Genomic DNA, 25,871 nt, shown 5'->3' on the forward strand with positions numbered 1-25,871 from the left:
TCAGTCCTCCTTGAGCGGAATCTGGGCCGCCTGCTCGGCAGCTTCCTTGCTGCCTGGGCGGAGCGCGAAAATCACCGCGCCGATGAAGAATACGGTCATCGCCAGCAGCCCCCAGCTGTCGGCGAAGTGTCTCAATGTGGTGTAGTCCATGAGAGAGCTCCTAGCGGTGGCCGGCGGCGGCGTCGTAGGTCGAGAAGTCGACCAGCGTGCCGAGCATCTGCAGATAGGCCACCAACGCATCCATCTCGGTCAGCACCGCCGGATTGCCGTCGAAGTCGCCGAGCTTGGCCTTGGGATAACGCGCCAGCAGTCCCGACGTGTCGGCGTTGGGGTCGGCCTGCGCCAGAAGGTCGGCCTGCGCGTTGGCGATCATCTCGTCGGAGTAGGGCACGCCGACGCGACGGTTGGCGACGAGATCGTAGCTGATCTCCTTCACCGACAGCGGCGTCTCCTTGAGGAACGAATAGCTCGGCATGACCGATTCCGGCACCACCGAGCGCGGCTCGATCAGGTGCTGGACGTGCCATTCGTTGGAGTAGCGATCGCCGACGCGGGCCAGGTCCGGGCCGGTGCGCTTCGATCCCCACTGGAAGGGATGGTCGTACATCGACTCGGCCGCCAGGCTGTAGTGGCCATAGCGCTCCACCTCGTCACGGAAGGGCCGGATCATCTGGCTGTGGCAGACGTAGCAACCCTCGCGGATGTAGATGTTGCGTCCGGCCAGCTCCAGCGGCGAGTAGGGGCGCATGCCCTCGACCTTCTCGATGGTGTTCTCGAGATAGAACAGCGGCGTGATCTGCACGAGGCCGCCGATGCTGACGACCAGGAGCGTGCCAACCAGGAGCAGCGTTGCGTTCTTCTCGATGGTCTTGTGTTTGTCGAGCAGTGCCATGTCTGGCTCCTTACTTGGCAGGCTGGAGGGCAGGGGCGGAGCCGGGGATGGGCTCTTCCACGCGCTGGTGGCCGCGAATGGTCATGAAGACATTCCAGGCCATGATCAGCGCGCCGGCGAGGAACATCAGGCCGCCGATGGTGCGGAGGACGTAGTAGGGCACCATGGCTGCGACGCTTTCGGCGAAGGAATAGACCAGGAAGCCCTGCTCGTCGTATTCGCGCCACATCAGGCCCTGGCTGATGCCGGCAACCCACATGACGGCGGCGTAGACGACGATGCCAAGGGTGGCGAGCCAGAAGTGCCAGGTGACCATCCGCATCGAGTACAGCCGCTCACGGCCCCACAGGCGCGGCACCAGGAAGTAGATGGCGCCAAACGTGATCATGCCGTTCCAGCCGAGCGCGCCGGAGTGCACGTGACCGATGGTCCACTCGGTGTAGTGGCTGAGCGAGTTGACCGCCTTGATCGACATCATCGGGCCTTCGAAGGTCGACATGCCGTAGAAGGCGATGGCGACGACCATCATGCGGATGATCGGATCGGTGCGGATCTTGTCCCAGGCGCCCGAGAGCGTCATCAGGCCGTTGATCATGCCGCCCCAGGAGGGCATCCACAGCATGATCGAGAACACCATGCCGAGCGTCTGCGCCCAGTCGGGCAGGGCGGTGTAGTGCAGGTGATGCGGGCCGGCCCAGATGTAGAGGAAGATCAGCGACCAGAAGTGGATGATCGACAGGCGGTAGGAATAGACAGGACGTTCGGCCTGCTTCGGCACGAAATAATACATCATGCCGAGGAAGCCCGCGGTCAGGAAGAAGCCGACGGCGTTATGGCCGTACCACCACTGGGTCAGCGCGTCCTGGACGCCGGAGAACAGCGAATAGCTCTTCGAACCGAGGAAGGATGCCGGCACCGCCAGGTTGTTGACGACGTGCAGCATGGCGATGGTGATGATGAAGGCGAGGTAGAACCAGTTGGCCACATAGATATGCGGCTCCTTGCGCTTCAGGATCGTGCCCAGGAAGACGGCGAGATAGGCGACCCAGACGACGGTCAGGAAAATGTCGACATACCATTCGGGCTCGGCATATTCGCGGCTCTGGGTGATGCCGAGCAGATAGCCGGTCGCTGCCATCAGGATGAACAGCTGGTAACCCCAGAACACGTACCAGGCGAGGTTGCCGCCGAAGAGCCGTGCGCGCGACGTGCGCTGGACCACGTAGAACGACGTTGCGATCAGCGCGTTGCCGCCGAATGCGAAAATGACGGCCGAGGTGTGCAGCGGACGCAAGCGGCCGAAGTTGAGCCACGGCTCGATGTTGAGATCGGGGAAGGCAAGCTGGGCCGCCACGATCACGCCGACGAGAAAGCCTGCCACGCCCCAGAAGACGGTGGCGATGACGCCATAGCGTACCGGCCCGTCCATGTAGGCGGTGCGGTCCTCGGCGAGGATGTCTACCGGCGAATAGCTGGTGGTGCGCAGCAGCACGATGGCACCGGTAGCGAGTGCGAAGAACAGCACCCACATATGTGCGGCGAATTGGTTGTCCTGCGCGAAAGCCGCGCCCAGCAGCGCGAGAAATGTCGCGATGCATAACAGGACGATTTCAGTAGCGTATTTCATGAGCAATCCCCGACGGTAGCTGAACGCCGACAGCTCGCGCCGGCGCCAAGCGGCACACATCCATGACAATTGCTCACACTGCCTTGATCTGGATCAAGGTCAAGCTCCGCATGTCGGATCAGGCTTGGGGCAAAGAGGAAACTAGAAGAAATATGAACGCGCCCGATGAATTGATGGCCGGATTGGAGGCTGCGGTCTTGTCCGTTGGTGTTGCGGCGGTGCGGCGCGCGCATGCTGGCAAGCTTGCCTTGTGCGATCGACTGGAGGCGATCGCCGATTCACTGCCCAACGAACTCGACCGTCGTGAATGCCTTCTGGCGGCGCGGGCGCTGGGGCCGGGGCTGGTCAAGGTTCATCGCTACGAGGAGAATCAGGTCTTTCCGCTGTTTTGCAGCCGCTTCGGGGAGACCGCCGAGGCGCGCGAGACGGTCGAGCGCCTGAAATGCGAGCATTTCGAGGATGAAAGCTACGCCGCCGAGCTTCGCGAGGCGCTGCGTTTGGCAGCCCGTCAGGGCCGGGTGGAAAACCCGGAGACGCTCGGTTTCATGCTGCGCGGCTTCTTTGGCGCGCTACGCCGGCACATCGCCTTTGAGCGCGACCATGTCCTTGCGCAGCTTGCGTCTCACGAATGAGGCTGCCGCTCACACGTTGGCGCGGCGCTCCAGTTTGGCAACGTCGAAGACGGTGATGTGGCGGTTGTTCTCGACCGAAATCAGGCCGTCCTTGCGCAGCTTGGTCAGCTGCCGGCTGACCGTCTCGATGGTCAGTCCGAGAAAATCGGCGATGTCGGCGCGGGTCAGCGGCAGGTCGAAACTGATCTCGCCAGCACTCTCCGCCTCGGGGTCGCCATGCCTGGCGATCAGGTGCAGGAAGGAAGCGACGCGCTCGGCCGCCGTCTTGCGGCCCAGCGTCAGCATCCAGTCGCGGGCGTCGTCGAGTTCGTTCAGCGCCTGCACGTGCAGGCGGTGGCCAAGCTCCGGCGACAGCTCGATCATGCGGTCGAGCGCCTTCTTGGGGAAGGCGCAGACATTGACCGGCGTCGCCGCCTCGGCGCTGATCGAGCTCTCATGCTTGAACGGCCGGCCGAGGAAATCCGGCGCGAACTGCAGGCCGACGATCTGCTGGCGGCCGTCGGGCAAGGTCTTGGTCAGCTTGACGACGCCGACAAGCAAGTTGGCGTAGCTGTCGATCGTGTCTGCATCGGAGACCAGGATGGTGCCCGGGTCGACCTTGCGCTTGGTGGTCTGACGGCTCAGTTCGACAAGCTGGGTAGGCTCCAGCGCACCACAGACGCCGCGGTGCCGGGCTTCGCACGATCGGCACAGCACCGGTATTTCAGAGTTGTGAATGTCCTGGCGCAGGGTCATCGCTTTTTCCGGCCGTCTGATTTGGCCAATCTAGGCGGCGGAAGGGTGAAAAGGAACCGTGTCATTGTGCCCCGCCTGACCCTGGCTTGATCCAGGTCAAGGCGTGTTTTGCGGCAAGCCTACACTTTCGCCTTGTTGACGGAGACTGACATGGATCGCACCTTGGTCGAAAAATACGCTGCACCCGTGCCGCGCTATACCAGTTACCCGACCGCGCCGCATTTCAAGACGGACGTTTCGGGCGCCACCTATGGCGACTGGCTGCGCGCGTTGCCGCAAGGCGCTTCGGCGTCGCTCTACGTTCACATCCCTTATTGCGACCGGCTGTGCTGGTTCTGTGCCTGCCACACCAAGCAGACCAGGCAATACGACCCGCTCGAGTGCTACCTGACGGCATTATCCGCCGAGATCGACACGGTCGCGGCGCTGGCAGCCGGCCGGCTGAAGGTCACGGCCCTGCATTTCGGCGGCGGTTCGCCGACCATGCTGAAGCCCGAGCATATTCTTTCCCTGGGACAAAAGCTGCGCCACGCCTTTAGCTTTGCCGACGACGCCGAGATCAGCGTCGAAATGGACCCCAACGACATGGACGCCGCGCGTTTCGACGCACTGGCGGCGATCGGCATGACCCGCGCCAGCCTCGGCGTGCAGGATTTCGACATGCGCGTGCAGCAGGCCATCAATCGCGAGCAGACATTCGAGCAGACCAAGGCCGTGGTCGACGCGGTGCGGGCGCGGGGCGTCAACTCTACCAATCTCGACATGCTCTACGGCTTGCCGCATCAGACGCTCGAAACCATCGCGGCGACGGCTGAAAAGGTGCTGTCGCTGCGGCCCGACCGCATCGCGCTATTCGGCTACGCCCATGTGCCATGGATGAAGAAACACCAGACCATGATCGACGAGGCGCTGCTGCCAAATGCTGCGGCCCGGCTCGAGCAGGCGGAGTTGGCCACGCGCCTGCTCCTCGCCGCCGGCTACGAGGCGGTCGGCATGGACCATTTTGCGCTGCCGGCCGACGGGCTCGCCATCGCTGCCCGCTCGGGCACGCTGCGCCGCAACTTCCAGGGCTACACCACCGACCAGGCCGACGCGCTGATCGGACTCGGCGCCTCCTCGATCGGCCTTCTGCCGCAGGGCTACGTCCAGAACATGCCGGCGACCGGCGAATACGAGCGGCGCGTGCTCGCCGGCTCGCTCGCCACCGTGCGCGGCCTCGAACTCTCCGATGCCGACCGCATGCGCGCCTGGGTCATCGAGCGGCTGATGTGCGATTTCTCCTTTTCGCGCTGCGAGCTTCTCGCCCAATTCGGTGAGCCGGCGCGGGCGGTCGTCGCCGAGGCCGAGCTGTTGGCCGCCAACGACCGCGACGGCATCTTCAGGCGCGCCGGCAACCGTTTCGTCGTCACCGATCAGGGAAAACCTTTCGTCCGTTCCATCGCCGCCGCCTTCGACGCATATCTCGGTCAGGGTACGGCGCGTCATTCGATAGCGGTATAGGCATCGGCCGATCTAGCCGAAATGTGCCATTGGTTTGCCACGGAAAATTCCTGTAAGTAGCCAAAAGCAACCCGCATGGCTGGCAAACAGGAACGAACCCTGATGAACCTGACGGTATTTGGAATTGGCTATGTCGGCCTGGTGCAGGCGGCGGTGCTCGCCGAGGTCGGTCACGACGTTGTCTGCGTCGATGTCGATGCCGGCAAGGTCGAGCGGCTGAACCAGGGGATCATTCCGATCTTCGAGCCGGGGCTTGAAAGCCTGGTGCGCGAGAACCACGCTGCCGGCCGCATCAAGTTTACCACCGATGCCGCTGCCGCTGTCAGCCACGGCGAGATCCAGATGATCGCCGTCGGCACGCCGCCGGGTGAGGACGGCTCCGCCGATCTCAAATATGTCCTGGCGGTGGCCGAGACGATCGGCCGCCTGATGGATGGAGCGAAGATCGTCGTCGGCAAGTCGACCGTGCCGGTCGGCACCGCCGACAAGGTCAGGGCAACGATGGCGGCGGTGCTCAAGGCGCGCGGCCGCGAGGATCTCGCCTTCGACGTCGTCTCCAACCCGGAGTTTCTCAAGGAGGGCTCGGCGGTTGCCGACTGCATGAGGCCCGACCGCATCATCGTCGGTACCGACAGCCAGGAGTCCGAACTGGTGATGCGCGAACTCTACGCGCCGTTCAACCGCAACCACGAGAAGATGATCGTAATGGACGTGCGCTCGGCCGAGTTCACCAAATATGCGGCCAACTGCATGCTCGCCACCAAGATCAGCTTCATGAACGAAATGGCCAACCTCGCCGAATTGCTGGGCGCCGACATCGAAGAGGTGCGCAAGGGCATCGGCTCCGACCCGCGCATCGGCTACCACTTCATCTATCCCGGTCTCGGCTATGGCGGTTCGTGCTTCCCCAAGGACGTGCGCGCGCTGATCCGCACCGCCGACGGCGTCGGCTTCGACGCCATGCTCTTGAAGTCGGTCGAGGAACGCAACAACGCGCAGAAGTCGGTGCTGTTCGACAAGCTGACTGGCTATTTCAAGGGCGATCTCGCCGGCAAGACTTTCGCGCTCTGGGGCCTGGCCTTCAAGCCCAACACCGACGACATGCGCGAAGCCCCGGCACGCGTGCTGATGGAGGCGATCTGGCGCGCCGGTGCGAGGGTACAGGCCTATGATCCCGAGGCGATGCAGGAATGCCAGACGATCTACGGCCAGCGCGACGATCTCATGCTCTGCGGCACCAAGGAAGCGGCACTGCGCGGCGCCGACGCGCTGCTGATCGCCACCGAGTGGAAGAATTTCCGCGCCCCGGCCTTCGATGTCATCAAGGATGCACTGTCGACGCCGGTCATCTTCGACGGGCGTAATCTCTACGACCCACGCGTGCTTGCTCGCCACGGGCTCGACTATATCAGTATCGGCCGCCAACCGGCGTGACCGAAACAGGCTGAAATCTTAGTTGATTGCTTCCGCTGAGGCAGTCGAAGCCGTCTGCCTCAATATTGTCATCAGTTCGGAACAATAGCCGCGCTGAACAGTTGCTTTCCCCACCCGGAAGGTGGCCGTCGCGACAAGCATGCGTGAATATTGAGGGAGAGCACATTGGCAATCAGGAAAGTCAGGAAGGCCGTCATTCCCGTGGCCGGTCTCGGTACGCGGTTCCTGCCGGCAACCAAGTCGATGCCGAAGGAAATGCTGCCGGTGGTCGACCGGCCGGTGGTGCAATATGCCGTCGACGAGGCATTCGAGGCTGGCATCGAGCACATCGTCTTCGTCACCGGCCGCAACAAGGCGGTGATCGAGGACTATTTCGATCTCCATCCCGAACTGGTTGGCACACTCGAACAGGCGGGCAAGGTCCACGAGATCAAGTCGCTGGAGAGCCTGTTGCCGGTTCCCGGCACGACCAGCTTCACCCGCCAGCAGGCGCCGCACGGCCTCGGTCACGCGGTCTGGTGCGCCCGCGACATCATCGGCGACGAGCCTTTCGCGCTGCTGCTGCCTGACATGGTGTCGTTCGGCAAGCGCGGCTGCCTGGCCGAGATCATGGAACTGTATGGCGAGACCGGCGGCAATGTCATTGCGGTCGAGCAATGCGAGCCGCACGAGACCAATAAATACGGCATCGTAGGCCAGGGCCCGGCGGCCGGTGCGGGCTTCGAGGTCACCGCGATGGTAGAGAAGCCGGCGCCGGCCAACGCACCGTCGAACTTCTACATCAACGGCCGCTACATCCTGCAGCCGGAGCTTTTCACCCTGCTCGGCAACCAGAGCCGCGGTGCCGGCGGTGAGATCCAGCTCACCGACGCCATGGTGCGCCTGGCCGCCAGCCAGGCATTCTTTGCCCGGCGCTTCGCAGGCCGGATGTTCGACTGCGGCTCGAAGGAAGGTTTTATCCAGGCCAATGTGGCGTTTGCGCTAAAGCGCAACGATCTCAAGGCCTCGGTTCTCGAAACGCTGCGCGAGATGATCGCCGAGCACGACCGCGAGCAGGTTTTGGCCTGATCGCAGTCGCCCGAGGTAAATGAAAAAGGCCCGCTCGCCATCACTGGCAAGCGGGCCTTTCGCCTTCATAAGCCGGCTTACTGGTTGCGGCGCTTGCCTTCCATCAGGTCGAGCACGGCGCGTGCGGCATCAAGTACGTTGGTGCCCGGACCGAACACGGCGGCGACGCCGTGGTCGAGCAGATACTGGTAGTCCTGGCGCGGGATCACGCCGCCGACCACCACGATGATGTCCTTGGCGCCCTTGGCCTTCAGGGCCTCGACCAGTTGCGGCGCCAGCGTCTTGTGGCCGGCGGCCAGCGACGACATGCCGACAACATGCACCTTGGCGGCAATCGCCGTGTCGGCCGCCTCGCTGGGGGTCTGGAACAGCGGTCCGGCCAGAACCTCGAAGCCGATGTCGCCGAAGGCCGAAGCGATCACCTTGGCGCCGCGGTCGTGGCCGTCCTGGCCGAGCTTGGCCACCATGACGCGGGGCTTTTCGCCGAGTGCGCCGGCAAATTGTTCAAGCCGCGAGACCAGCGTCTTGAACTCTGGCTCGTCGTCATAGGCCTTGCCATAGACGTTCTCGACCACTTCCGGCACGGCCGCATGATCACCGAAGGCGCGGCGCATGGCGTCCGAGATCTCGCCGACCGTAGCGCGGGCGCGCGAGGCCTCGACGGCGGCGGCGAGGATGTTGCCTTCGCCCGACCGGGCGACCTGTTCCAGCGCTGCCAGTGCCGCTTCCACGCGTTTGGGATCGCGCTGGCGCCGGGTCCGCTCGATGCGGGCGATCTGCGACAGACGCACCGCCGAATTGTCGATCTCGAGGATGTCGATCTGGTCTTCCTGCTCGAGGCGGTACTTGTTGACTCCGACGATCACCTCTTCGCCCTTGTCGACCGCGGCCTGGCGGCGCGTCGCCGCCTCCTCGATCATGCGCTTGGGCAGGCCGGTGGCGACCGCCTTGGTCATGCCGCCCATCGCTTCGACTTCCTCGATCAGCGCCCAGGCCTTTTCGGCGAGGTCGTTGGTCAGGCTTTCGACATAGTAGGAGCCGGCCAGCGGATCGACGACCTTGGTCACCCCGGTCTCGTGCTGCAGGATCAGCTGGGTGTTGCGGGCGATGCGGGCCGAAAACTCGGTCGGCAGCGCGATCGCCTCGTCGAACGAGTTGGTGTGCAGCGACTGGGTGCCGCCGAGTGCAGCCGACATCGCCTCGAAGGCGGTACGCACGATGTTGTTGTAGGGATCCTGCTCCTGCAGCGACACGCCCGACGTCTGGCAGTGCGTGCGCAGCATCAGCGACGACGCCTTCTTCGGCTCGAATTCCGTCATGATGCGCGACCACAGCAGGCGCGCGGCGCGCAGCTTGGCGGCTTCCATGAAGAAGTTCATGCCGATGGCGAAGAAGAACGACAACCGGCCGGCGAAGTCGTCGACATTGAGGCCCTTCTTCAGCGCGGCACGCACATATTCGCGCCCGTCGGCGAGCGTGAAGGCGAGTTCCTGCACCAGCGTCGCCCCGGCTTCCTGCATGTGGTAGCCGGAGATCGAGATGGAGTTGAACTTCGGCATCTCCTTTGCCGTGTACTCGATGATGTCGGCGATGATCCGCATCGAGGGCTCGGGCGGGTAGATGTAGGTGTTGCGGACCATGAACTCCTTGAGGATGTCGTTCTGGATGGTCCCCGAGAGCTTTTCACGTGAAACACCCTGTTCCTCGCCGGCGACGATGAAATTGGCGAGGATCGGGATCACAGCACCATTCATGGTCATCGACACCGAGATCTTTTCGAGCGGAATGCCGTCGAACAGGATCTTCATGTCCTCGACCGAGTCGATTGCCACGCCCGCCTTGCCGACGTCGCCTTCGACGCGTGGATGGTCGCTGTCGTAACCGCGATGGGTGGCAAGATCGAAGGCGACCGACACGCCCTGCTGGCCGGCGGCGAGCGCCTTGCGGTAGAAATTGTTGGACGCTTCCGCCGTCGAGAAGCCGGCATATTGCCGAATCGTCCAGGGCCGGCCGGCATACATGGTGGCGCGCGGCCCGCGCAGGAACGGCTCGAAGCCCGGCATCGAATCGAGATTGTCGATGCTCTTGACGTCGTCGGCCGTGTAGAGCGGCTTGACGTCGATGCCCTCGGGCGTGTTCCAGATCAGCGTGTCCGGCGACGCCTTGATCTCGCGTTCGGCGAGTTTTTTCCAGGACTCGATGGATGGTTTGTCGGTCATAGGGGCCTCCTCAGGCGCGGGCGTCCACCCTCCCCCAAAGGAGAGGGCGAGCGCCCGGCTATCATCACTCGAATTCCATGATCAGTTCATCGACGGCGAGACTTTCGCCAGCGGTGGCCGCCACGCGCTTGACCGTGCCCTTGCGCTCGGCGCGCAACACGTTCTCCATCTTCATCGCTTCCACCGTCGCCAGCGACTGGCCAGCCTCGACGGTTTCCCCTTCCTTGACCAGGATCGACGTCACCACGCCCGGCATCGGGCACAGCAGCATCTTCGAGGTATCCGGCGGCAGCTTCGTGGGCATCAGCCTGGCTAGTTCGGCGACGCGCGGGCTGCGCACATGCGCGACCACGTCCATGCCGCGCCAGCGCAGGCGCCAGCCGGTGCCCGAGCGCGACACCTTCACGCCGATAGACGCGCCGGCAACGGCGAAGTTGGCGTGCAGGTGGCCGGGCATCCAGTCGCTCGAAACAGTGAGCTTCGTGCCGTCGTCGAATTCGACCACCGTGCCGTCGGCGCCATCCTTGACATGCAGCGGCAGGGCGAAGCCGGCAAGCGTCACCACCCAGTCGGCGCCCACTGGACGCTGGTGGTTGGCGAGCACGCCGGAAATCTGCGTCCCGCGACGCTGGGTGAACTGGTTGATCAGCGCCGCCACGGCGGCGAGCTTGTGGGCGTCAGCCTCGGAAGGCGTCACGCCGGCAAAGCCGTCGGGGAACTCCTCGGCGATATAGGCCGTGGTGAGCGCGCCGGAGCGGAAACGCTCCTGGTCCATGACCGCCGAGAGGAACGGCAGGTTGTGGCCGATGCCCTCGACCTCGAAATCATCGAGCGCCCGGCCCATGGCTTCCACCGCCGTCAGGCGGTCGGGAGCCCAGGTGCAGAGCTTAGCGATCATCGGGTCGTAATACATCGAGATCTCGCCGCCCTCGAACACGCCGGTGTCGTTGCGGATCACCGTGCCGTCGTCGCGCTTGCCCTCGACCGGCGGGCGGTAGCGGGTCAGCCGGCCGATCGACGGCAGGAAGTTGCGATAGGGATCCTCGGCATAGAGGCGGCTTTCGATCGCCCAGCCGTTGAGCTTCACATCGGCCTGGGTGAAGCGCAGCTTTTCGCCTGCGGCGACGCGGATCATCTCCTCGACCAGGTCGATGCCGGTGATCAGTTCGGTCACCGGATGCTCGACCTGCAGGCGGGTGTTCATCTCGAGGAAGTAGAAGTTGCGGTCGCCGTCGACGATGAACTCGACCGTGCCGGCCGAGAAATAGCCGACGGCCTTGCCCAGTGCCACGGCCTGCTCGCCCATCGCCTTGCGGGTCTCGGCGTCGAGGAAGGGCGAAGGTGCCTCCTCGATGACCTTCTGGTTGCGGCGCTGGATCGAGCATTCGCGCTCGCCGAGATAGACGAGGTTGCCGTGCTGGTCGCCCAGCACCTGGATCTCGATGTGGCGCGGCTGGGTGACGAACTTCTCGATGAAGATGCGGTCGTCGCCGAAGGACGACTTCGCTTCGTTCTTCGACGATTGGAAGCCCTCGCGGGCCTCTGCGTCGTTCCAGGCGATGCGCATGCCCTTGCCGCCGCCGCCGGCGGAGGCCTTGATCATCACGGGATAGCCGATCGAATTGGCGATCTTCACCGCCTCCTCGGCATCCTCGATCAGGCCCATGTGGCCCGGCACGGTGGACACGCCAGCGGAGGCTGCGATCTTCTTCGAGGTGATCTTGTCGCCCATCGCCTCGATGGCAACAGGGGGCGGGCCGATGAAGGCGACGCCTTCGCCCTTCAGCGCCTCGGCGAAGTTCGGGTTTTCCGACAGGAAGCCGTAGCCCGGGTGCACCGCGTCAGCGCCGGTCTGCCTGACAGCGTCGATGATCTTCTGGATGACGATGTAGGACTGATTCGACGGTGCCGGCCCGATATGGACGGCCTCGTCGGCCATCTTCACGTGCAGCGCGTCGCGGTCGGCGTCGGAATAGACCGCGACCGTTGCGATACCGAGTTTCTGGGCCGTCTTGATGACCCGGCAGGCGATCTCGCCACGATTGGCGATGAGGATTTTCTTGAACATGTTTGTCCTGCTCACAGCGGTATCGTGTCGTGCTTCTTCCACGGCGCATCGAGCTTCTTGCCGCGCAGGGCGGCAAAGGCGCGAGCGATGCGGCGGCGCGACGAATGCGGCATGATCACCTCGTCGATGAAGCCGCGTTCGGCGGCGACGAAGGGATTGGCGAAGCGCTCTTCATATTCCTTGGTGCGCGCGGCGATCTTCTCCGCGTCGCCAAGTTCCGAGCGGTATAGGATCTCGGTCGCGCCCTTGGCGCCCATCACCGCGATCTCGGCTGTCGGCCAGGCATAGTTGATGTCGGCGCCGATATGCTTGGAGGCCATGACGTCATAGGCGCCGCCATAGGCTTTGCGCGTGATCAGCGTGACCATCGGCACGGTTGCCTGGGAATAGGCGAACAGGAGCTTGGCGCCGTGCTTGATGACGCCGCCATATTCCTGTGCCGTGCCCGGCAGGAAGCCCGGCACGTCGACCAGTGTGAGGATCGGGATCGAAAACGCATCGCAGAAGCGCACGAAGCGCGCCGCCTTGCGCGAAGAATCGATGTCGAGGCAGCCGGCCAGCACCATCGGCTGGTTGGCGACGACGCCCACCGTCTGGCCCTCGATGCGCATGAAGCCGGTGATGATGTTCCTGGCAAAAGCTTCCTGGATCTCGAAGAAGTCGCCTTCGTCGGCAATGGCGAGGATCAGCTCCTTCATGTCGTAGGGCTTGGTCGCACTGTCGGGGATCAGCGTGTCGAGACGCTTCTCCAGCCGCGCCGGGTCGTCGTGGAACGGCCGCACGGGCGGCTTTTCGCGGTTGTTGAGCGGCAGGAAGTCGAACAGCAGGCGAACCTGCTCCAGCGCCTCGATGTCGTTCTCATAGGCGCCGTCGGCGACCGAGGATTTCGAGGTGTGGGTGCGCGCGCCGCCGAGTTCTTCTGCGGTGACGATCTCGTTGGTGACGGTCTTGACCACGTCGGGACCGGTCACGAACATGTAGGAGCTGTCACGCACCATGAAGATGAAGTCGGTCATCGCAGGCGAGTAGACGGCACCGCCGGCGCATGGGCCCATGATGACAGAGATCTGCGGCACCACGCCCGAGGCGTCGACATTGCGCTTGAACACGTCGGCATAGCCGGCGAGCGAGGCAACGCCCTCCTGGATGCGGGCGCCGCCGGAATCGTTGAGGCCGATGACGGGCGCGCCGTTGCGCATCGCCATGTCCATGATCTTGCAGATCTTCTGGGCGTGCGTCTCGGACAGCGAGCCGCCGAGCACGGTGAAATCCTGGGAGAAGACATAGACTAGGCGGCCGTTGATGGTGCCCCAGCCGGTGACCACGCCGTCGCCGGCCACCTTCTGCTCGGCCATGCCGAACTCGGTGGTGCGATGGGTGACATACATGTCGAATTCTTCGAAGGAGCCTTCGTCGAGCAGCACGTCGATGCGCTCGCGCGCCGTCAGCTTGCCCTTGGCATGCTGGGCGTCGATGCGCTTCTGGCCACCACCGAGGCGGGCCTCGGTGCGGCGGGCTTCCAGTTGTTCGAGAACGGCGCGCATCAGTTCATGCCCTTGTTCGAAAGCCACTTCCAGGTGGCGGGAAAGGCGATTGCCGCAAGCATGGCCTTGGCGATGTCGCCGGGGATGAAGGGAATGAGCCCATAGGCCAGAACCGGCTTGTCGAAGCCGATGACGCTGCCGAGCCAGAGCAGGCCGGGAACGTAGATGACGGCGCCGGCAAGCAGGGCAGCTGCCATTGCGGTGAAGACATTGCGGTCCCAGCCGCGTTCGGCGAGCCAGCCGGCAAGCAGTGCGGCAGGCAGGTAGCCGAAGAGGAAGCCGCCGGTCGGCCCCATCATGTAGGCAAGGCCGATGCCTTTTTCCGGCGTACCGGCGAAGACCGGCAGTCCGGCCGCGCCCTGCGCGAGATAGAGGGCAACGGCAGCAGCACCACGAACCGGGCCGAGCGCCAGGCCAAGCCCGATCACCACCAGCGTCTGCATGGTCATCGGCACGGGATAAAACGGCACCTGCACCTTGGCCGACAGCGTCAGAAGCAGCGAGCCTGCGATGACGGCAATGACGTCGGTTGATGTGATCCGGCCGGTCTGCCTGTCGGCGACGGCATTGTAGAGCGTCATGGGTTTTCTCCCGCACTACGAGGTTTGAAAGACAATGGCCCTGTGCCGCATCCACGGCAAGGCGCGAAGCCTGCCCATTAATCCGACATGACGCGCGGGAAAACGCTTGAACGTGTGCAAAAGCGTAATGTACAAATTCAAAAAGTGTAAATTGCGAATTTGCAAACATGGCGACACGCAAACTCTATATCGGCCGGAAGGTGCGCGAGCTGCGCGAAGCCAACAAGGCGACGCAGGCAAGCTTCGCCGAGCGCATCGGCATCTCGACCAGCTACCTGAACCAGATCGAGAACAACCAGCGCCCGGTTTCGGCCTCCGTGCTGTTGGCGCTCGCCGAAAAATTCCAGATCGACATCGCCGAGCTCTCGCAAGCCGACGGCGATCGGCTGTTGTCGGCGCTGACAGAGGCACTGAGCGACCCGTTGTTCGAGAACTACGCGCCCAACCTGCAGGAACTCAAGCTGGTGACGCAAAACGCGCCGGGCTTCGCCCGGGCGCTGATTTCGGCGCATCAGGCCTATCGCCGCAACTCGGAGCAGCTCGCCAGCCTCGACGACACGCTCGGCAGGAGCGTCGGCTTGACCGAACCGACGCCCTACGAAGAGGTGCGCGACTTCTTCCACTTCGTCGACAACTATATCCACGGCCTCGACCTTGCCGCCGAGCGGCTGGCGGGGAAATTGCGCATCGGCGACCGCGACAGCTATGCCGCACTCGCCGAGCATCTCGAAAGCCGCCATGGTGTCCGCATCGCCCGCGCCGACGCCAACGACGACGCCCTGCGCCGCTTCGATCCCAAGTCGGGGGTGCTGTTCCTCAACCCCTACGCGCCGGTCGCCACCCGCAGCTTCCAGATCGCCTTCCAGATCGCCGAGATGGAGATGGAGGCGGAAGTGACGCAGATCGCGCGCGGCGCCGAATTCCGCACCGGCGAGGCGCTGGAAATCTGCAAGATGGGCCTGCGCAACTATTTCGCCGGCGCGCTGACCCTGCCCTACCACGCCTTCATGAAGGCGGCAGGCGAGCTGCGCCACGACCTGGAGCTCATGGCGGCGCATTTCGGCGCCAGCATCGAGCAGGTCGCGCATCGCCTCAGCACCCTGCAGCGCCCCGGTTTCAAGGGCGTGCCGATCTACTTCGCCCGCATCGACCGCGCCGGCAACATCACCAAGCGCCACAGTGCCGCCAAGCTGCAATTCGCCCGTTTCGGCGCGGCATGTCCCCTGTGGAACGTGCACCAGGCCTTCGAGACGCCGGGCCGCATCATCCGCCAGCTGGCCGAGACGCCCGATGGCGCCCGCTATCTCTGCGTCGCGACCGAGATTTCCAAAGGCGGCGGCGGCTTCAACGCGCCGCATCGCCGCTATGCCATCGCGCTCGGCTGCGAGGTCGCTTACGCCAAGGACTTCGTCTATGCCGACGGCATGGAGCTATCCAGCAAGACGGCCTTCGACCCGATCGGCATCTCATGCAGGATCTGCGAGCGCACCAATTGCCAGCAGCGTGCCGTCCCTCCGCTGAAGCGCAAGCTTGTGATCGACAAGGATGTACGCCACCCGCTGCCCTATCGGATCGGCTGAGCTTCAGCCGTCCTTGCGGGCGAACAGCGCACCCGCCGCCAGCATCAGCCAGCCCAGGATCATGCCGGTGCCGCCGATGGGGGCTGCGAATGGAAACAGCCGCTGCCCGAGAAAATCGCGCGCCAGAAGATCGCCCGAGAACAGCAGCACCGCTACCAGCAGTACGGCTGCGCCGACGTGGAGAATCCTGCCACCGGCCACCACCAGCGACAGGGCGATCAGCGCCGGCGCATGGAAAAGCAAAAAATTGGCAGCGGTTGCGACATTGGTGCTGCCGCCATGGCTGGCCGCCGCCGATAGCGCCACGCCTGCCGCGCCGAAAAGCGCGCCTGCAACGAACAGAACCCGGTCGAATTTCATTTTTTGCCTCCCGCGCGGCGAATGCTGACCCGCATCATACAGATTCGCGTTTCGCAAGGATCCGGTGGATTACGCGCCGATTGCCGCAGCCCTGCCGCTTTTCTGTGGAGCCTGAGACGGCGCGGGAAAATGCCCGTTTGGCGTTCCGGCCAACCGTCACTATGTTCGCGCACCCGTTCAACAGGTTCCAGGGACTCCATGGCTGGCGACAACAGGAAAATCGCCGCGATCATCGCGGCCGAGATCAACGCAAAGCCCGAGCAGGTCGTGGCGGCGGTCGGACTGCTCGACGAGGGCGCGACTGTGCCGTTCGTCGCGCGCTACCGCAAGGAAGTCACCGGCGGTCTCGACGACACCCAATTGCGCGACCTGTCCGAGCGCCTCGCCTATCTGCGCGAGTTGGAAGCCCGGCGCGCGGCGATCGTCGAGTCGATCACCGGCCAGGGCAAGATGACCGACGACCTGGCGATCCGCCTCGCCACCGTCACCACCAAGGCCGAGCTCGAGGACATCTACCTGCCCTACAAGCCCAAGCGCCGCACCAAGGCGGAGATCGCCCGCGAGCGCGGTCTTGGTCCGCTTGCCGAAGCGATCCTCGCCGACCGCTCCAAGGTGCCTGCCGAGCTTGCCGTTCTTTACGTCGTCGGCGACGTGGCCGACGTGAAGGCAGCGCTCGAAGGCGCCCGCGACATCGTCGCTGAGGGCATTTCGGAAAACGCAGATCTTCTGGGCCGCCTGCGTGGCCACATGAAAGAGCGCGCCATCCTGCGCTCCCGCGTCGTTGATGGCAAGCAGGAAGCCGGGGCAAAATTCTCCGACTATTTCGACCATTCCGAGCGCTGGGCCGGCGTGCCGAGCCACCGCGCGCTGGCCATGTTGCGCGGCCGCAATGAGGACGTGCTGTCGCTCGACCTCGAGATCGACGCCGACGACACCTCGCCGGTCAAGCCGGTCGAGCGCATGATCGCCGCCGCCTATTCCATCGGCGGAACGCTTCCGGGTGACCAATGGCTCATGACGGTCGCCGGCTGGACCTGGCGCGTAAAACTGTCGCTGTCCCTGTCGCTCGACCTGATGCGCGACCTGCGCGAGGCCGCCGAGGAAGAGGCGATCCGCGTCTTCTCGCGCAACCTGAAAGACCTTTTGCTCGCCGCCCCTGCCGGCTCGCGCGCCACCATGGGTCTTGATCCGGGCATCCGCACGGGCGTCAAGGTCGCGGTCATCGACGCCACCGGCAAGGTGCTCGACACCACCACCGTCTACCCCTTCCCGCCCAGGAACGACGTTCGTGGCACCCAGGCAGAGCTTGCCCGGCTGATCATCCGCCACAAGGTCGAGCTGATCGCCATCGGCAACGGCACCGGCAGCCGCGAGACCGAGCGCCTCGTCGCCGACATGCTCCAGGAAATGCCGGCACCCAAGCCCACGAAAGTCATCGTCAGCGAGGCCGGCGCGTCGGTCTATTCGGCCTCGGCGACTGCGGCCGCCGAATTCCCCAATCTCGACGTGTCGCTGCGCGGCGCGGTGTCGATTGCGCGCCGCCTGCAGGATCCGTTGGCCGAACTGGTCAAGATCGAGCCCAAGTCGATCGGCGTCGGCCAGTACCAGCACGACGTCGACCAGTACCGTCTGGGACGTTCGCTGGAGGCGGTGGTCGAGGACGCGGTGAACGCCGTCGGCGTCGACCTCAACACGGCTTCCGCTCCCCTTCTCGCCCGCGTCTCGGGTCTCGGGCCCTCGCTCGCCGAGTCGATCGTGGCGCATCGCGATGCCTCGGGCGCCTTTGCCACGCGGCGCGACCTGCTCGCCGTGCCGCGACTCGGCCAGCGCGCCTTCGAGCAATGCGCCGGCTTCCTGCGCATCCGCGACGGCAAGGAACCACTCGATGCGTCCTCGGTCCACCCCGAGGCCTATGGCGTGGCCAAGAAGATCGTCGCCTCCTGCGGCCGCGACCTGCGCCAGTTGATGGGCGATAGCGCTGCCTTGAAAGCGATCGATCCCCGTGCCTTCGTCGATGAGCGTTTCGGCCTGCCGACGGTGCGAGACATCATCGCCGAGTTGGAAAAGCCCGGCCGCGACCCGCGTCCGGGGTTCAAGACCGCGACGTTTGCCGACGGCGTCGACGACATCAAGGACCTGAAGCCGGGCATGCTGCTGGAGGGCACCGTCACCAACGTCGCCGCCTTTGGCGCTTTCGTCGACATCGGCGTGCACCAGGACGGGCTCGTCCACGTCTCGCAGCTCGCCGACAAGTTCGTGAAAGACCCGCACGAAGTCGTGAAGGCCGGCGACGTGGTCAAGGTTCGCGTCGTCGAGGTCGACATCCCGCGCAAGCGCATCGGGCTCACCATGCGCAAGGACGGCGGCGAGCCAGCACCCCGCTCGGCCGGCCAGCCCAAGGGCCGCGACGCCAAGTCGTTCAGCGCCTCGCCGAAGCCGCAGCAGAAGCAGCAGCCCTCGCAAGGCGCCTTCGGTGCCGCCCTGCTCGAGGCGATGAAGCGCAAATAAGCTTCAGGGCGGTCGTGTGTCGCGCGCGACCGCCCTTGCTCGCTTGCCCGTTCCTGCTTAGAAAGCGCGGGAAAACGCGGCCTCAGCCGGCCGCTTGCGAAAGGTGCCGTGCTCAAATGTCCAAGTGGAAAGACGTCAAGAAGGTCGTGCTCGCCTATTCCGGCGGTCTCGACACCTCCATCATCCTGAAGTGGCTTCAGACCGAGCTCAATGCTGAGGTCGTCACCTTCACTGCCGATCTCGGCCAGGGCGAAGAGCTCGAGCCGGCGCGCAAGAAGGCCGAGATGCTCGGCATCAAGGAGATCTTCATCGAGGACGTCCGCGAGGAATTCGTCCGCGACTTCGTCTTCCCGATGTTCCGTGCCAATGCCGTCTATGAAGGCGTCTACCTGCTCGGCACCTCGATCGCCCGCCCGCTGATCTCCAAGCACCTCGTCGACATCGCCCGCAAGACCGGCGCCGACGCGATTGCCCACGGCGCCACCGGCAAGGGCAACGACCAGGTCCGCTTCGAGCTGTCGGCCTATGCGCTCAACCCCGACATCAAGATCATCGCGCCGTGGCGCGACTGGTCGTTCAAGTCGCGCACTGACCTGCTCGACTTCGCCGAGAAGCACCAGATCCCGGTCGCCAAGGACAAGAAGGGCGAGGCCCCCTTCTCCGTCGACGCCAACCTCCTGCACTCCTCCTCCGAGGGCAAGGTGCTGGAAGACCCGGCCGTCGAGGCCCCTGAATACGTGCACATGCGCACCATTTCGCCGGAAGCCGCGCCCGACAAGGCGACGATCATCAAGATCGGCTTCGAGCAGGGCGACGCCGTCTCCATCAATGGCGAGCGCCTGTCGCCGGCGACGCTTCTGGCCAAGCTCAACGACTATGGCCGCGACAACGGCATCGGCCGTCTCGACCTGGTCGAGAACCGCTTCGTCGGCATGAAGAGCCGCGGCGTCTACGAGACCCCGGGCGGCACGATCCTTTTGTCGGCGCACCGCGCCATCGAGTCGATCACGCTCGACCGGGGTGCTGCGCACCTCAAGGACGAGCTGATGCCGCGCTATGCCGAGCTCATCTACTACGGCTTCTGGTTCTCGCCTGAGCGCCAGATGCTGCAGGCGGCGATCGACCTCTCCCAGAAGGACGTCGAGGGCGAAGTGACGCTCAAGCTCTACAAGGGCAACGTCATGGTCATCGGCCGCGAGAGCGCGAAGTCGCTTTACTCCGACAAGCTGGTCACCTTCGAGGACGACCAGGGCGCCTACGACCAGAAGGACGCCGCCGGCTTCATCAAGCTCAACGCGCTGCGCCTGCGCACGCTGGCGGCGCGCAACCGCTGAGCCGGACTAAAAGCCACATTCGGATCAGATGGAGGCGCTTCGGCGCCTCCTTTCGTTTCTACGCCCCGCCGCGATACATGTCGGTGAGATAGACCCGCTTGGCGTCGTCGTCGCGGGCCGAAAACAGATAGCGACCAAAGGCCTCGCGCTCGTGGTTGACCGCCGCCAGCTCCCAGACGCAGAAGGTGGCGCGATGCGGCCCGGGCAGCGGAAACAGGGAGAAATCAGCGGCGTCTGCTGTCTTGGCGTAGACCGTCTCCCACATCTCGTTGGCATTGCGCCACGAACTGACCAGCAGGAAATGAAAGTCGCCGCCGCAGCGGTGCAGGATAACGAAGCCGAGTTCGCCCTCGAGGTCGAGCCGGCCGGCAGCCGTCTCCGCCGCCAGGAAATGGCGGGCAAGCACGTCGGTGTCGTGCGTCACCGGCGTCGTGGCTTTCGCGATGTCGTACCATTTCAGCAGGCCGCCGCCGGCGGTTGACGGCAGGCCGGGCGTCACCGTCTTGGGGCAATGGGCGTAGCCTTCGATATTTCCGAGACCTGACAGGTCGGCGGGCAGTCCGCTCGGGCTGGTCATGGCTGTTCCTCGTCCGCATTGAAAAAGCCCGGCGCGCGGCGCCGGGCTTGCTCATTCTGCTGACGATGTGCCGGCTTGGCCAGCGTGCCCCGAAAAGGATCCTGACAAGGTTGTGTCAGGTTCGGCTCCTCAGTTGCCGTCGATCTCGGCGCCGATGATGGCGATGGCCTGCTGGTAGACGCTGGCTGCATTCCAGCCCTGAAGTGCTGCGAAATTGACCTCGCCGGGCTGGTAGCCGCCACCGGCCTGCCAGCCATGACCGCGCAGGAAGTTGGCGGTAGAGGCGAGCGCATCGGCCTTCGACTGGACCATGTCGATCTTGCCGTTGCCATCGCCGTCGGCGCCGTATTTCAGCACGTTGACGGGCAGGAACTGGGTCTGGCCGATCTCGCCATGGGCAGCGCCGATCGCGCCGGGATGCAGCGTTCCGGCATCGAGGAGCTGCAGTGCCGCGTAGAGCTGCTCGGTGAAATATTCCGAGCGGCGGCAGTCATAGGCGAGGGTGGCCACCGCCGACAGCGTGTGCTGGTTGCCCAGGAAGCCGCCAAAGCCGGTTTCCATGCCCCAGATCGCGATCAGCGGGCCCGCGGGAACGCCGTAGCGCTGCTCGATGCTCTGGAACAGTGCCGCGTTCTGCTTCTTGAGGGTCTTGCCCTTGGAGGCGATCGTCTTGCCGCCGCGCTTGGCCATGAACTGGTCGAGCGTCAGCTTGAAGCTCTTCTGGTTGCGGTCGGCATAGATCGTCTTGGTGGCGTAGGTCGTCTCGGCAAGCGCGTTGAGCGCATTGCCCTTGATGCCGTTGGCCGCCGCCTGCTGTGCGAACGCGGCTTTCCAGGCCTCGAAACCGCCTGCGTTGTTGCCGCACTGGGCCGCATATGCGCCGCCTGCCGTCAGTGCCAGCACGGCGGAAGCCGCAGCAAATATCTTCACCTTGGCAAGTATTGCCATGCCATTCTCCTAATGCCTGAATCAATGCCCTTGGGAGGGTTGTTGCCAGCCGAACGCTCTCTCGTCATCGTTAAGAAGGCGTTTACGTCCCCGCTGGCCTGCAAGGGCAGGTGGCAAAAAACTCGCATAGGATCAAGCAGCGAATGTGGCGAGAGCGGGGAAAAAACATGGAAGATGCCGATGTTGTGATCGCCGGCGCGGGGTTCAGCCATCTTCGCCGGCAAGAATGCGTCGCAGGGCCGGCGCCGACCAGCAGTTGCGCTGGGGGAGGGGGCTGCGCTGTTGGCGCTTGCCAGCGCCCGGCTGGCCGATGATGAACGGCTCTACACATGAACCTTGGACAGGTCGCCCTCGACGGCGTTGTCTGACGGCCGTAGCGCGGCATAGATCATGCAGAGATAAAACCCCGCCACGCAGACGATGACCAGCCAGCCGGGCATGGGCCCAAGGCTGGCATTGGCAACCACTTGCAATAGCGACGATGCCAGACTGCCTTCGCCGCCTCCGGCCTGCAGGCTCGGGGTCGAGATCTTCAGCACCCAGGCGAACAGAAGGATCAGGAACATCCAGATGTAGTTGCGCCGCAACCGCCGCGAAAAGGCGTCGGCGTGGGAGATGCGAAACAGCGGGTTCCTCAGGCTGTCGGCCAGCATCTGGCGCCAGTTTGTGCTTTCCCCCGCACCGGGTGCGAAGATCGGAGCGAAGTAATATTGTTCGAATGTGCGAACCCGTGACCTGTAGACGTCGAAGAAGCGATAGCGCCGCGCCTCGATCCACAGCAGCAGGAAGACCAGCAGCATGGCGAACAAAAGCACGCCAGGGTGTGCGTTGGGCGTCGACAGCGAAACCGACAGCATCGCGGCAACCACCGTGATCGCCCAATTGCTGGTCCGGTCGATGCGGTCACGCCAGCCGGCCATCCTGGCCATTTCCGCGCGGTGGTAGTGGGCCATCGTGCTGACGATTTCGGCGGAGGTCATGGGCAGCAGCGCGCCCAGTTGGGTCGCATCCGTTTTCACGAGTTCCGACATGGCAGCCTCCCTGCTGTTCGGGCGGGCCGCGGCTTCCGGATGTGCTTGTGGCAATATCGCGCCGGTGGCCGATGCGATCCACCCTGGGCGAATTCTATACCGGTCCGGGCCGGATGGGGCCGAATTCGGTGCCCCCGCGTCAAATCTCGTAGGTCGAAGCGGACGGACACAGTGCCCGCCGCATCATCTGTTCGAACTCGTCCGCCGGCAGCGCTTTCGAGTAGAGATAGCCCTGGCCGATGCGGCATCCCATGGCATAGAGCGCAGCTTGCTGGGCGCGCGTTTCGATGCCCTCGGCGACAACAGTCAGCCCCATGTCGGTGGCCATGGCGAGAACGGCGCGGACGATCGCGGCGTCCTGCGGATCGTCGAGCAGGTCGCGGACAAAGCTGCGGTCCAGCTTGAGCACTGTCAGCGGAAAGCGCTTGAGCGTGCTCAGCGCGGCGTAGCCGGTGCCAAAATCGTCGAAGGCGAGACCGACGCCTGCCCTTGCCAGCGTGCGAAACGGCGCCAGCGTGCGGTCCTCGTGGTCGAGCGCGATCTTCTCGGTGATCTCGAGTTCGAGCGCATTGGCGCTCAGCCCGTGACGGTCGAGCGTCGCCTTCACCGTCTCAGCAAGGTTTCCGGCGCTCACCTGCACCGAAAACAGGTTCACCGCCATGGTGACCTGAGCGAGGCCGCGGGCGCGCCACTCCGCCGATTGCCGGCAGGCTTCGTCCAGGATCCAGTTGCCGACCGTCAGGGCGCCGGCATGGGATTCGAGCGTGGCGAGAAACTCGACTGGTTCGAGCAATCCGCGCGTGGGGTGGTTCCAGCGCAGCAGCGCTTCGGCGCCAAGCACCTTGCCCGATTCCAGGCAAACCTGCGGCTGGTAGTGAAGGACGAACTCATTGGCGCCGATGGCCCTGAGAAGTTCGTCCTGGAGCGCGCGGCGGGCGGCCACCGAATTGCGCATCGACGGCTCGAACATCTGGTAGCTGCTGCCGCTCTGCTGCGCCCGATAAAGGGCGAGGTCTGCGCTGGCCAGCAGTTCCTCGGCATCGCTGCCGTCTTGCGGTGCCACCGCTCCGCCGATGCTGACGCCCAGTTTGAGCAGGTGGTCGCCGACGGCGAAAGGCCGCTCGAAGGTCTCGACCAGGCTCGCAGCCGCATCCGTGAGGGCCTCCGGCGCGTCGATGTTGCGCAGCAGAATCGCAAAATCGTCGCTGGCGAGCCGGCAGACGATCGCATTGGCGTCGAGCTTGGCGGGCAGGCGCACGGCCAGCGCCTGCAAGAGCGTGTCGCCGGTCGAATGGCCAAGCGTGTCGTTGACCTTCCTGAAGCCGTTGATGTCGAGCAGCATCAGTCCGGTCGGCTCGCCGGCGTCCAGGGCATCCTGGAGCCGCATCTCGAACTGCAGGCGATTGGGCAGGCCGGTCAGCGGATCCTGGTGGGCGAGGCGATGCAGCCGGATGTCGCGCTGCCGTCGCTCGGAGATGTCGCGGATCAGGCCGCCCATGGCCATGCCATCAGGCCCGTCCCAGACAGACAGCGACAGCTCGACGGGGAACTCGCTGCCGTCGCGGCGCAGGGCCGTCACCTCGACCGTCTTGCCCGCCAGCTTCGAGGGCTCACCGGCACCGATGCGAGCAATGCCGGTATTGTGGGCGCCCCGAAGACGTGGCGGAATGATGATGTCGAGGGTCAGGCCAGCCATTTCGTTGCCCTCGTAGCCGAACATGCGCTCGGCGGCCTTGTTCACGAAGGCGATGCTGCCCTTGGCGTTGATCACGACCAGCGCGTACTCGACATTCTCGATGAAGCCGTGAAGCGCCGCGGCGCGGGCGGAGGCGGCACAGTCCTTTTCATGTCCCTTGTCGAGATTTGAGACATCGCAGCGGTCAGGCATGGCCGAAAATTACTCTGAGAAAATGCACTCCGGCCCTTCATGCGGCCGCGCGCCAAGATAGGCGGCAAGTCTTAACGGGCGCTGAGTGACCTCCGGAAAGTTCGCCATGCTCTTGCATTCGCGCCTTGATGCGGGCAACAGACGAAAAATAGTCAAGGCGGCATCATGCGAATTACGCTGGCAGTAACCGGTCCCATCCCCTGCAAAGGCTATGGTGGGAGCCAACGGCAGGTGGAGTGGCTCGCCACCGAACTGACCCGCCTTGGTCACCAGGTCGTGGTGATTGCCGGGCGAATTACGGGGCCCGCCGCCTTCGAGGTCCGCCAGGCGACTTCACACCAGCAATACCTCGACGCCATTCCGCAGGACACGCAGATCGTCCATTGCCACGGCCCCTATCTCAACGTTCCTTTCCCGTCCTTGAATACCAGTCATGGACCGGGGCCAATAATACCGCCGAGCGGGAAGAACTGGAATTTCGTCAGTTCCAGCCATGCGCGCAATCGCGGCCGGCAGACATTTGTCTACAACGGATTCCCCGTTGACGCTTACAGACTTTCCAATGTGAAGAACAACAAACTGCTCTTTCTTGCTGGCATTGCGCGTGCAATCAAGAATCTGAACAGGGCGGTCGACCTTGCGAAGACATTTGATTTTGAACTGGATATTGCCGGCGGCTCACGGTGGCAATTGCTGACCCGCAGCCAGGTCCGTCGTGATCTCGTCTTCTTCAAGAGCCTGGGGTCGCGGTATCGCTTTCATGGAATTGTCGATGGCGACAGCAAGCTGGATCTCTTGGGCGAGGCAAGGGCTTTCCTGAACCCGATCGCCGGCGAAGAGGCCTTTGGCATGGCGCCGGTCGAGGCCATGCTGTGCGGAACGCCGGCCTTGGCTACGCCGCGGGGCGCAATGCCCGAAATCATCGACGCGGATACGGGCAGGCTCTTTGAAACCGACGACGAATTCGCCTCCGCCTTGGACGACGTAGCGGCGATGTCGCCACGACGGTGCCGCGAGGCGGCTGCCGATCGGTTCTCCATCCAAAAGACGGCTCAAGGCTATCTCGATCTCTATGCCCGGATTCTTGACGGGGAGGTCTTGCCCTAACTCTGCCGTTTGGCCGAAGATCCGATCGGCAAGAACCGTCAAAGCTTGACTCTGCGGCCATTTTCCTGTCTACAGCCTCGAAATTCCGCGACGAGTTCTACTCCGAGCAGCCGACCGGGGCACCCTAGAGGTACCAAACGACCCCGGAGGCCAACACCCGGCAGCGCGATGCGCCCCCGGGTGCTTTTTGGTTTTGGCTGCTGTTTGGTGTTGGGGCACCGGCGCGAAAGCACTACCT

At 64.2% G+C, this 25,871-nt stretch carries 21 protein-coding genes; 8 read left to right on the top strand and 13 right to left on the bottom strand.

The genetic code is table 11. The features are described 5' to 3' along the window. From ABSY17_RS24030 to ccoN, 3 genes are read right to left on the bottom strand one after another with little or no spacing between them, the layout of a single operon-like run. The gene (locus ABSY17_RS24030) at nucleotides 1-150 is read right to left on the bottom strand and encodes a cbb3-type cytochrome oxidase subunit 3 (protein ID WP_378946453.1); all 150 of its coding nucleotides are present in this window, start codon (nucleotides 148-150) and stop codon (nucleotides 1-3) included. Nucleotides 151-160: 10 nt separating this feature from the next. After that, complete coding sequence (gene ccoO / locus ABSY17_RS24035; protein WP_378946455.1) at nucleotides 161-892, bottom strand: cytochrome-c oxidase, cbb3-type subunit II; 732 nt, start codon at nucleotides 890-892, stop codon at nucleotides 161-163. A 10-nt stretch (nucleotides 893-902) separates the two neighbouring features. Beyond that, the gene (gene ccoN, locus ABSY17_RS24040; protein ID WP_378946457.1) at nucleotides 903-2,519 is read right to left on the bottom strand and encodes a cytochrome-c oxidase, cbb3-type subunit I; all 1,617 of its coding nucleotides are present in this window, start codon (nucleotides 2,517-2,519) and stop codon (nucleotides 903-905) included. Between the two features lie 83 nt (nucleotides 2,520-2,602). Between ccoN and ABSY17_RS24045 the strand changes: the two genes are divergently transcribed. After that, nucleotides 2,603-3,151 carry a hemerythrin domain-containing protein gene (locus ABSY17_RS24045; protein ID WP_378946460.1) on the top strand — a complete coding sequence of 183 codons (549 nt, stop codon included), beginning with the start codon at nucleotides 2,603-2,605 and terminating at the stop codon, nucleotides 3,149-3,151. 9 nt (nucleotides 3,152-3,160) lie between these two features. Here the strand turns inward: ABSY17_RS24045 and ABSY17_RS24050 are convergent, their stop codons facing one another. Next, entirely contained in the window at nucleotides 3,161-3,886 is a 726-nt protein-coding gene (locus tag ABSY17_RS24050) for a Crp/Fnr family transcriptional regulator (protein WP_378946462.1), read from the bottom strand. 150 nt (nucleotides 3,887-4,036) lie between these two features. On the opposite strand from ABSY17_RS24050, the gene hemN reads away from it, so the two are divergent. The 3 genes from hemN (at nucleotide 4,037) to ABSY17_RS24065 (ending at nucleotide 7,888) form a co-directional block, all read left to right on the top strand. After that, nucleotides 4,037-5,386 (top strand): oxygen-independent coproporphyrinogen III oxidase, encoded by a 1,350-nt coding sequence (hemN, locus tag ABSY17_RS24055; RefSeq protein WP_378946464.1) that lies wholly within the window; start codon nucleotides 4,037-4,039, stop codon nucleotides 5,384-5,386. Nucleotides 5,387-5,488: 102 nt separating this feature from the next. Beyond that, nucleotides 5,489-6,820, top strand: coding sequence for a UDP-glucose dehydrogenase family protein (locus ABSY17_RS24060; protein WP_378946466.1), 1,332 nt, complete (start codon nucleotides 5,489-5,491; stop codon nucleotides 6,818-6,820). Between the two features lie 171 nt (nucleotides 6,821-6,991). Further along, nucleotides 6,992-7,888, top strand: coding sequence for a UTP--glucose-1-phosphate uridylyltransferase (locus ABSY17_RS24065; protein WP_378952992.1), 897 nt, complete (start codon nucleotides 6,992-6,994; stop codon nucleotides 7,886-7,888). A gap of 77 nt (nucleotides 7,889-7,965) precedes the next feature. Here ABSY17_RS24065 and scpA read toward each other — a convergent pair whose 3' ends face one another. From scpA to ABSY17_RS24085, 4 genes are all read right to left on the bottom strand, one after another. Then, entirely contained in the window at nucleotides 7,966-10,107 is a 2,142-nt protein-coding gene (gene scpA / locus ABSY17_RS24070; protein WP_378946469.1) for a methylmalonyl-CoA mutase, read from the bottom strand. Nucleotides 10,108-10,171: 64 nt separating this feature from the next. Continuing rightward, nucleotides 10,172-12,175, bottom strand: coding sequence for an acetyl-CoA carboxylase biotin carboxylase subunit (locus ABSY17_RS24075; RefSeq protein ID WP_378946471.1), 2,004 nt, complete (start codon nucleotides 12,173-12,175; stop codon nucleotides 10,172-10,174). Nucleotides 12,176-12,186: 11 nt separating this feature from the next. Then, nucleotides 12,187-13,719 (bottom strand): acyl-CoA carboxylase subunit beta, encoded by a 1,533-nt coding sequence (locus tag ABSY17_RS24080; protein WP_378946474.1) that lies wholly within the window; start codon nucleotides 13,717-13,719, stop codon nucleotides 12,187-12,189. Continuing rightward, the gene (locus tag ABSY17_RS24085; RefSeq protein ID WP_378946476.1) at nucleotides 13,719-14,300 is read right to left on the bottom strand and encodes a biotin transporter BioY; all 582 of its coding nucleotides are present in this window, start codon (nucleotides 14,298-14,300) and stop codon (nucleotides 13,719-13,721) included. Before ABSY17_RS24085 ends, ABSY17_RS24080 begins: the two co-directional genes overlap by 1 nt. A gap of 167 nt (nucleotides 14,301-14,467) precedes the next feature. Here ABSY17_RS24085 and ABSY17_RS24090 point away from each other — a divergent pair, with 167 nt between their 5' ends. Beyond that, entirely contained in the window at nucleotides 14,468-15,880 is a 1,413-nt protein-coding gene (locus ABSY17_RS24090; RefSeq protein WP_378946479.1) for a short-chain fatty acyl-CoA regulator family protein, read from the top strand. 3 nt (nucleotides 15,881-15,883) lie between these two features. Here ABSY17_RS24090 and ABSY17_RS24095 read toward each other — a convergent pair whose 3' ends face one another. Beyond that, nucleotides 15,884-16,240, bottom strand: a complete 357-nt coding sequence (locus ABSY17_RS24095) for a DUF423 domain-containing protein (RefSeq protein WP_378946482.1) — start codon at nucleotides 16,238-16,240, stop codon at nucleotides 15,884-15,886. Between the two features lie 198 nt (nucleotides 16,241-16,438). Here ABSY17_RS24095 and ABSY17_RS24100 point away from each other — a divergent pair, with 198 nt between their 5' ends. Together ABSY17_RS24100 and ABSY17_RS24105 are read left to right on the top strand one after the other, a co-directional pair. Beyond that, nucleotides 16,439-18,748 carry a Tex family protein gene (locus tag ABSY17_RS24100; protein ID WP_378946485.1) on the top strand — a complete coding sequence of 770 codons (2,310 nt, stop codon included), beginning with the start codon at nucleotides 16,439-16,441 and terminating at the stop codon, nucleotides 18,746-18,748. 116 nt (nucleotides 18,749-18,864) lie between these two features. Further along, entirely contained in the window at nucleotides 18,865-20,082 is a 1,218-nt protein-coding gene (locus tag ABSY17_RS24105) for an argininosuccinate synthase (RefSeq protein ID WP_378946488.1), read from the top strand. Between the two features lie 58 nt (nucleotides 20,083-20,140). Here ABSY17_RS24105 and ABSY17_RS24110 read toward each other — a convergent pair whose 3' ends face one another. The 4 genes from ABSY17_RS24110 to ABSY17_RS24125 form a co-directional block, all read right to left on the bottom strand. Continuing rightward, complete coding sequence (locus ABSY17_RS24110) at nucleotides 20,141-20,659, bottom strand: hypothetical protein (RefSeq protein ID WP_378946491.1); 519 nt, start codon at nucleotides 20,657-20,659, stop codon at nucleotides 20,141-20,143. Between the two features lie 129 nt (nucleotides 20,660-20,788). Beyond that, a complete protein-coding gene (locus tag ABSY17_RS24115) occupies nucleotides 20,789-21,607 on the bottom strand; it encodes a lytic transglycosylase domain-containing protein (RefSeq protein WP_378946494.1) in 819 nt (272 codons plus the stop codon). Nucleotides 21,608-21,930: 323 nt separating this feature from the next. Further along, the gene (locus tag ABSY17_RS24120; protein WP_378946497.1) at nucleotides 21,931-22,638 is read right to left on the bottom strand and encodes a DUF2270 domain-containing protein; all 708 of its coding nucleotides are present in this window, start codon (nucleotides 22,636-22,638) and stop codon (nucleotides 21,931-21,933) included. A 139-nt stretch (nucleotides 22,639-22,777) separates the two neighbouring features. Further along, nucleotides 22,778-24,526, bottom strand: coding sequence for a putative bifunctional diguanylate cyclase/phosphodiesterase (locus ABSY17_RS24125; RefSeq protein ID WP_378946500.1), 1,749 nt, complete (start codon nucleotides 24,524-24,526; stop codon nucleotides 22,778-22,780). Between the two features lie 165 nt (nucleotides 24,527-24,691). Here ABSY17_RS24125 and ABSY17_RS24130 point away from each other — a divergent pair, with 165 nt between their 5' ends. Beyond that, a complete protein-coding gene (locus ABSY17_RS24130; RefSeq protein WP_378946503.1) occupies nucleotides 24,692-25,633 on the top strand; it encodes a glycosyltransferase in 942 nt (313 codons plus the stop codon). Nucleotides 25,634-25,871 lie beyond the last annotated feature (238 nt).

This window comes from Mesorhizobium sp. ANAO-SY3R2 (genome assembly GCF_042466635.1).
Classification (GTDB): Bacteria; Pseudomonadota; Alphaproteobacteria; order Rhizobiales; family Rhizobiaceae; genus Aminobacter.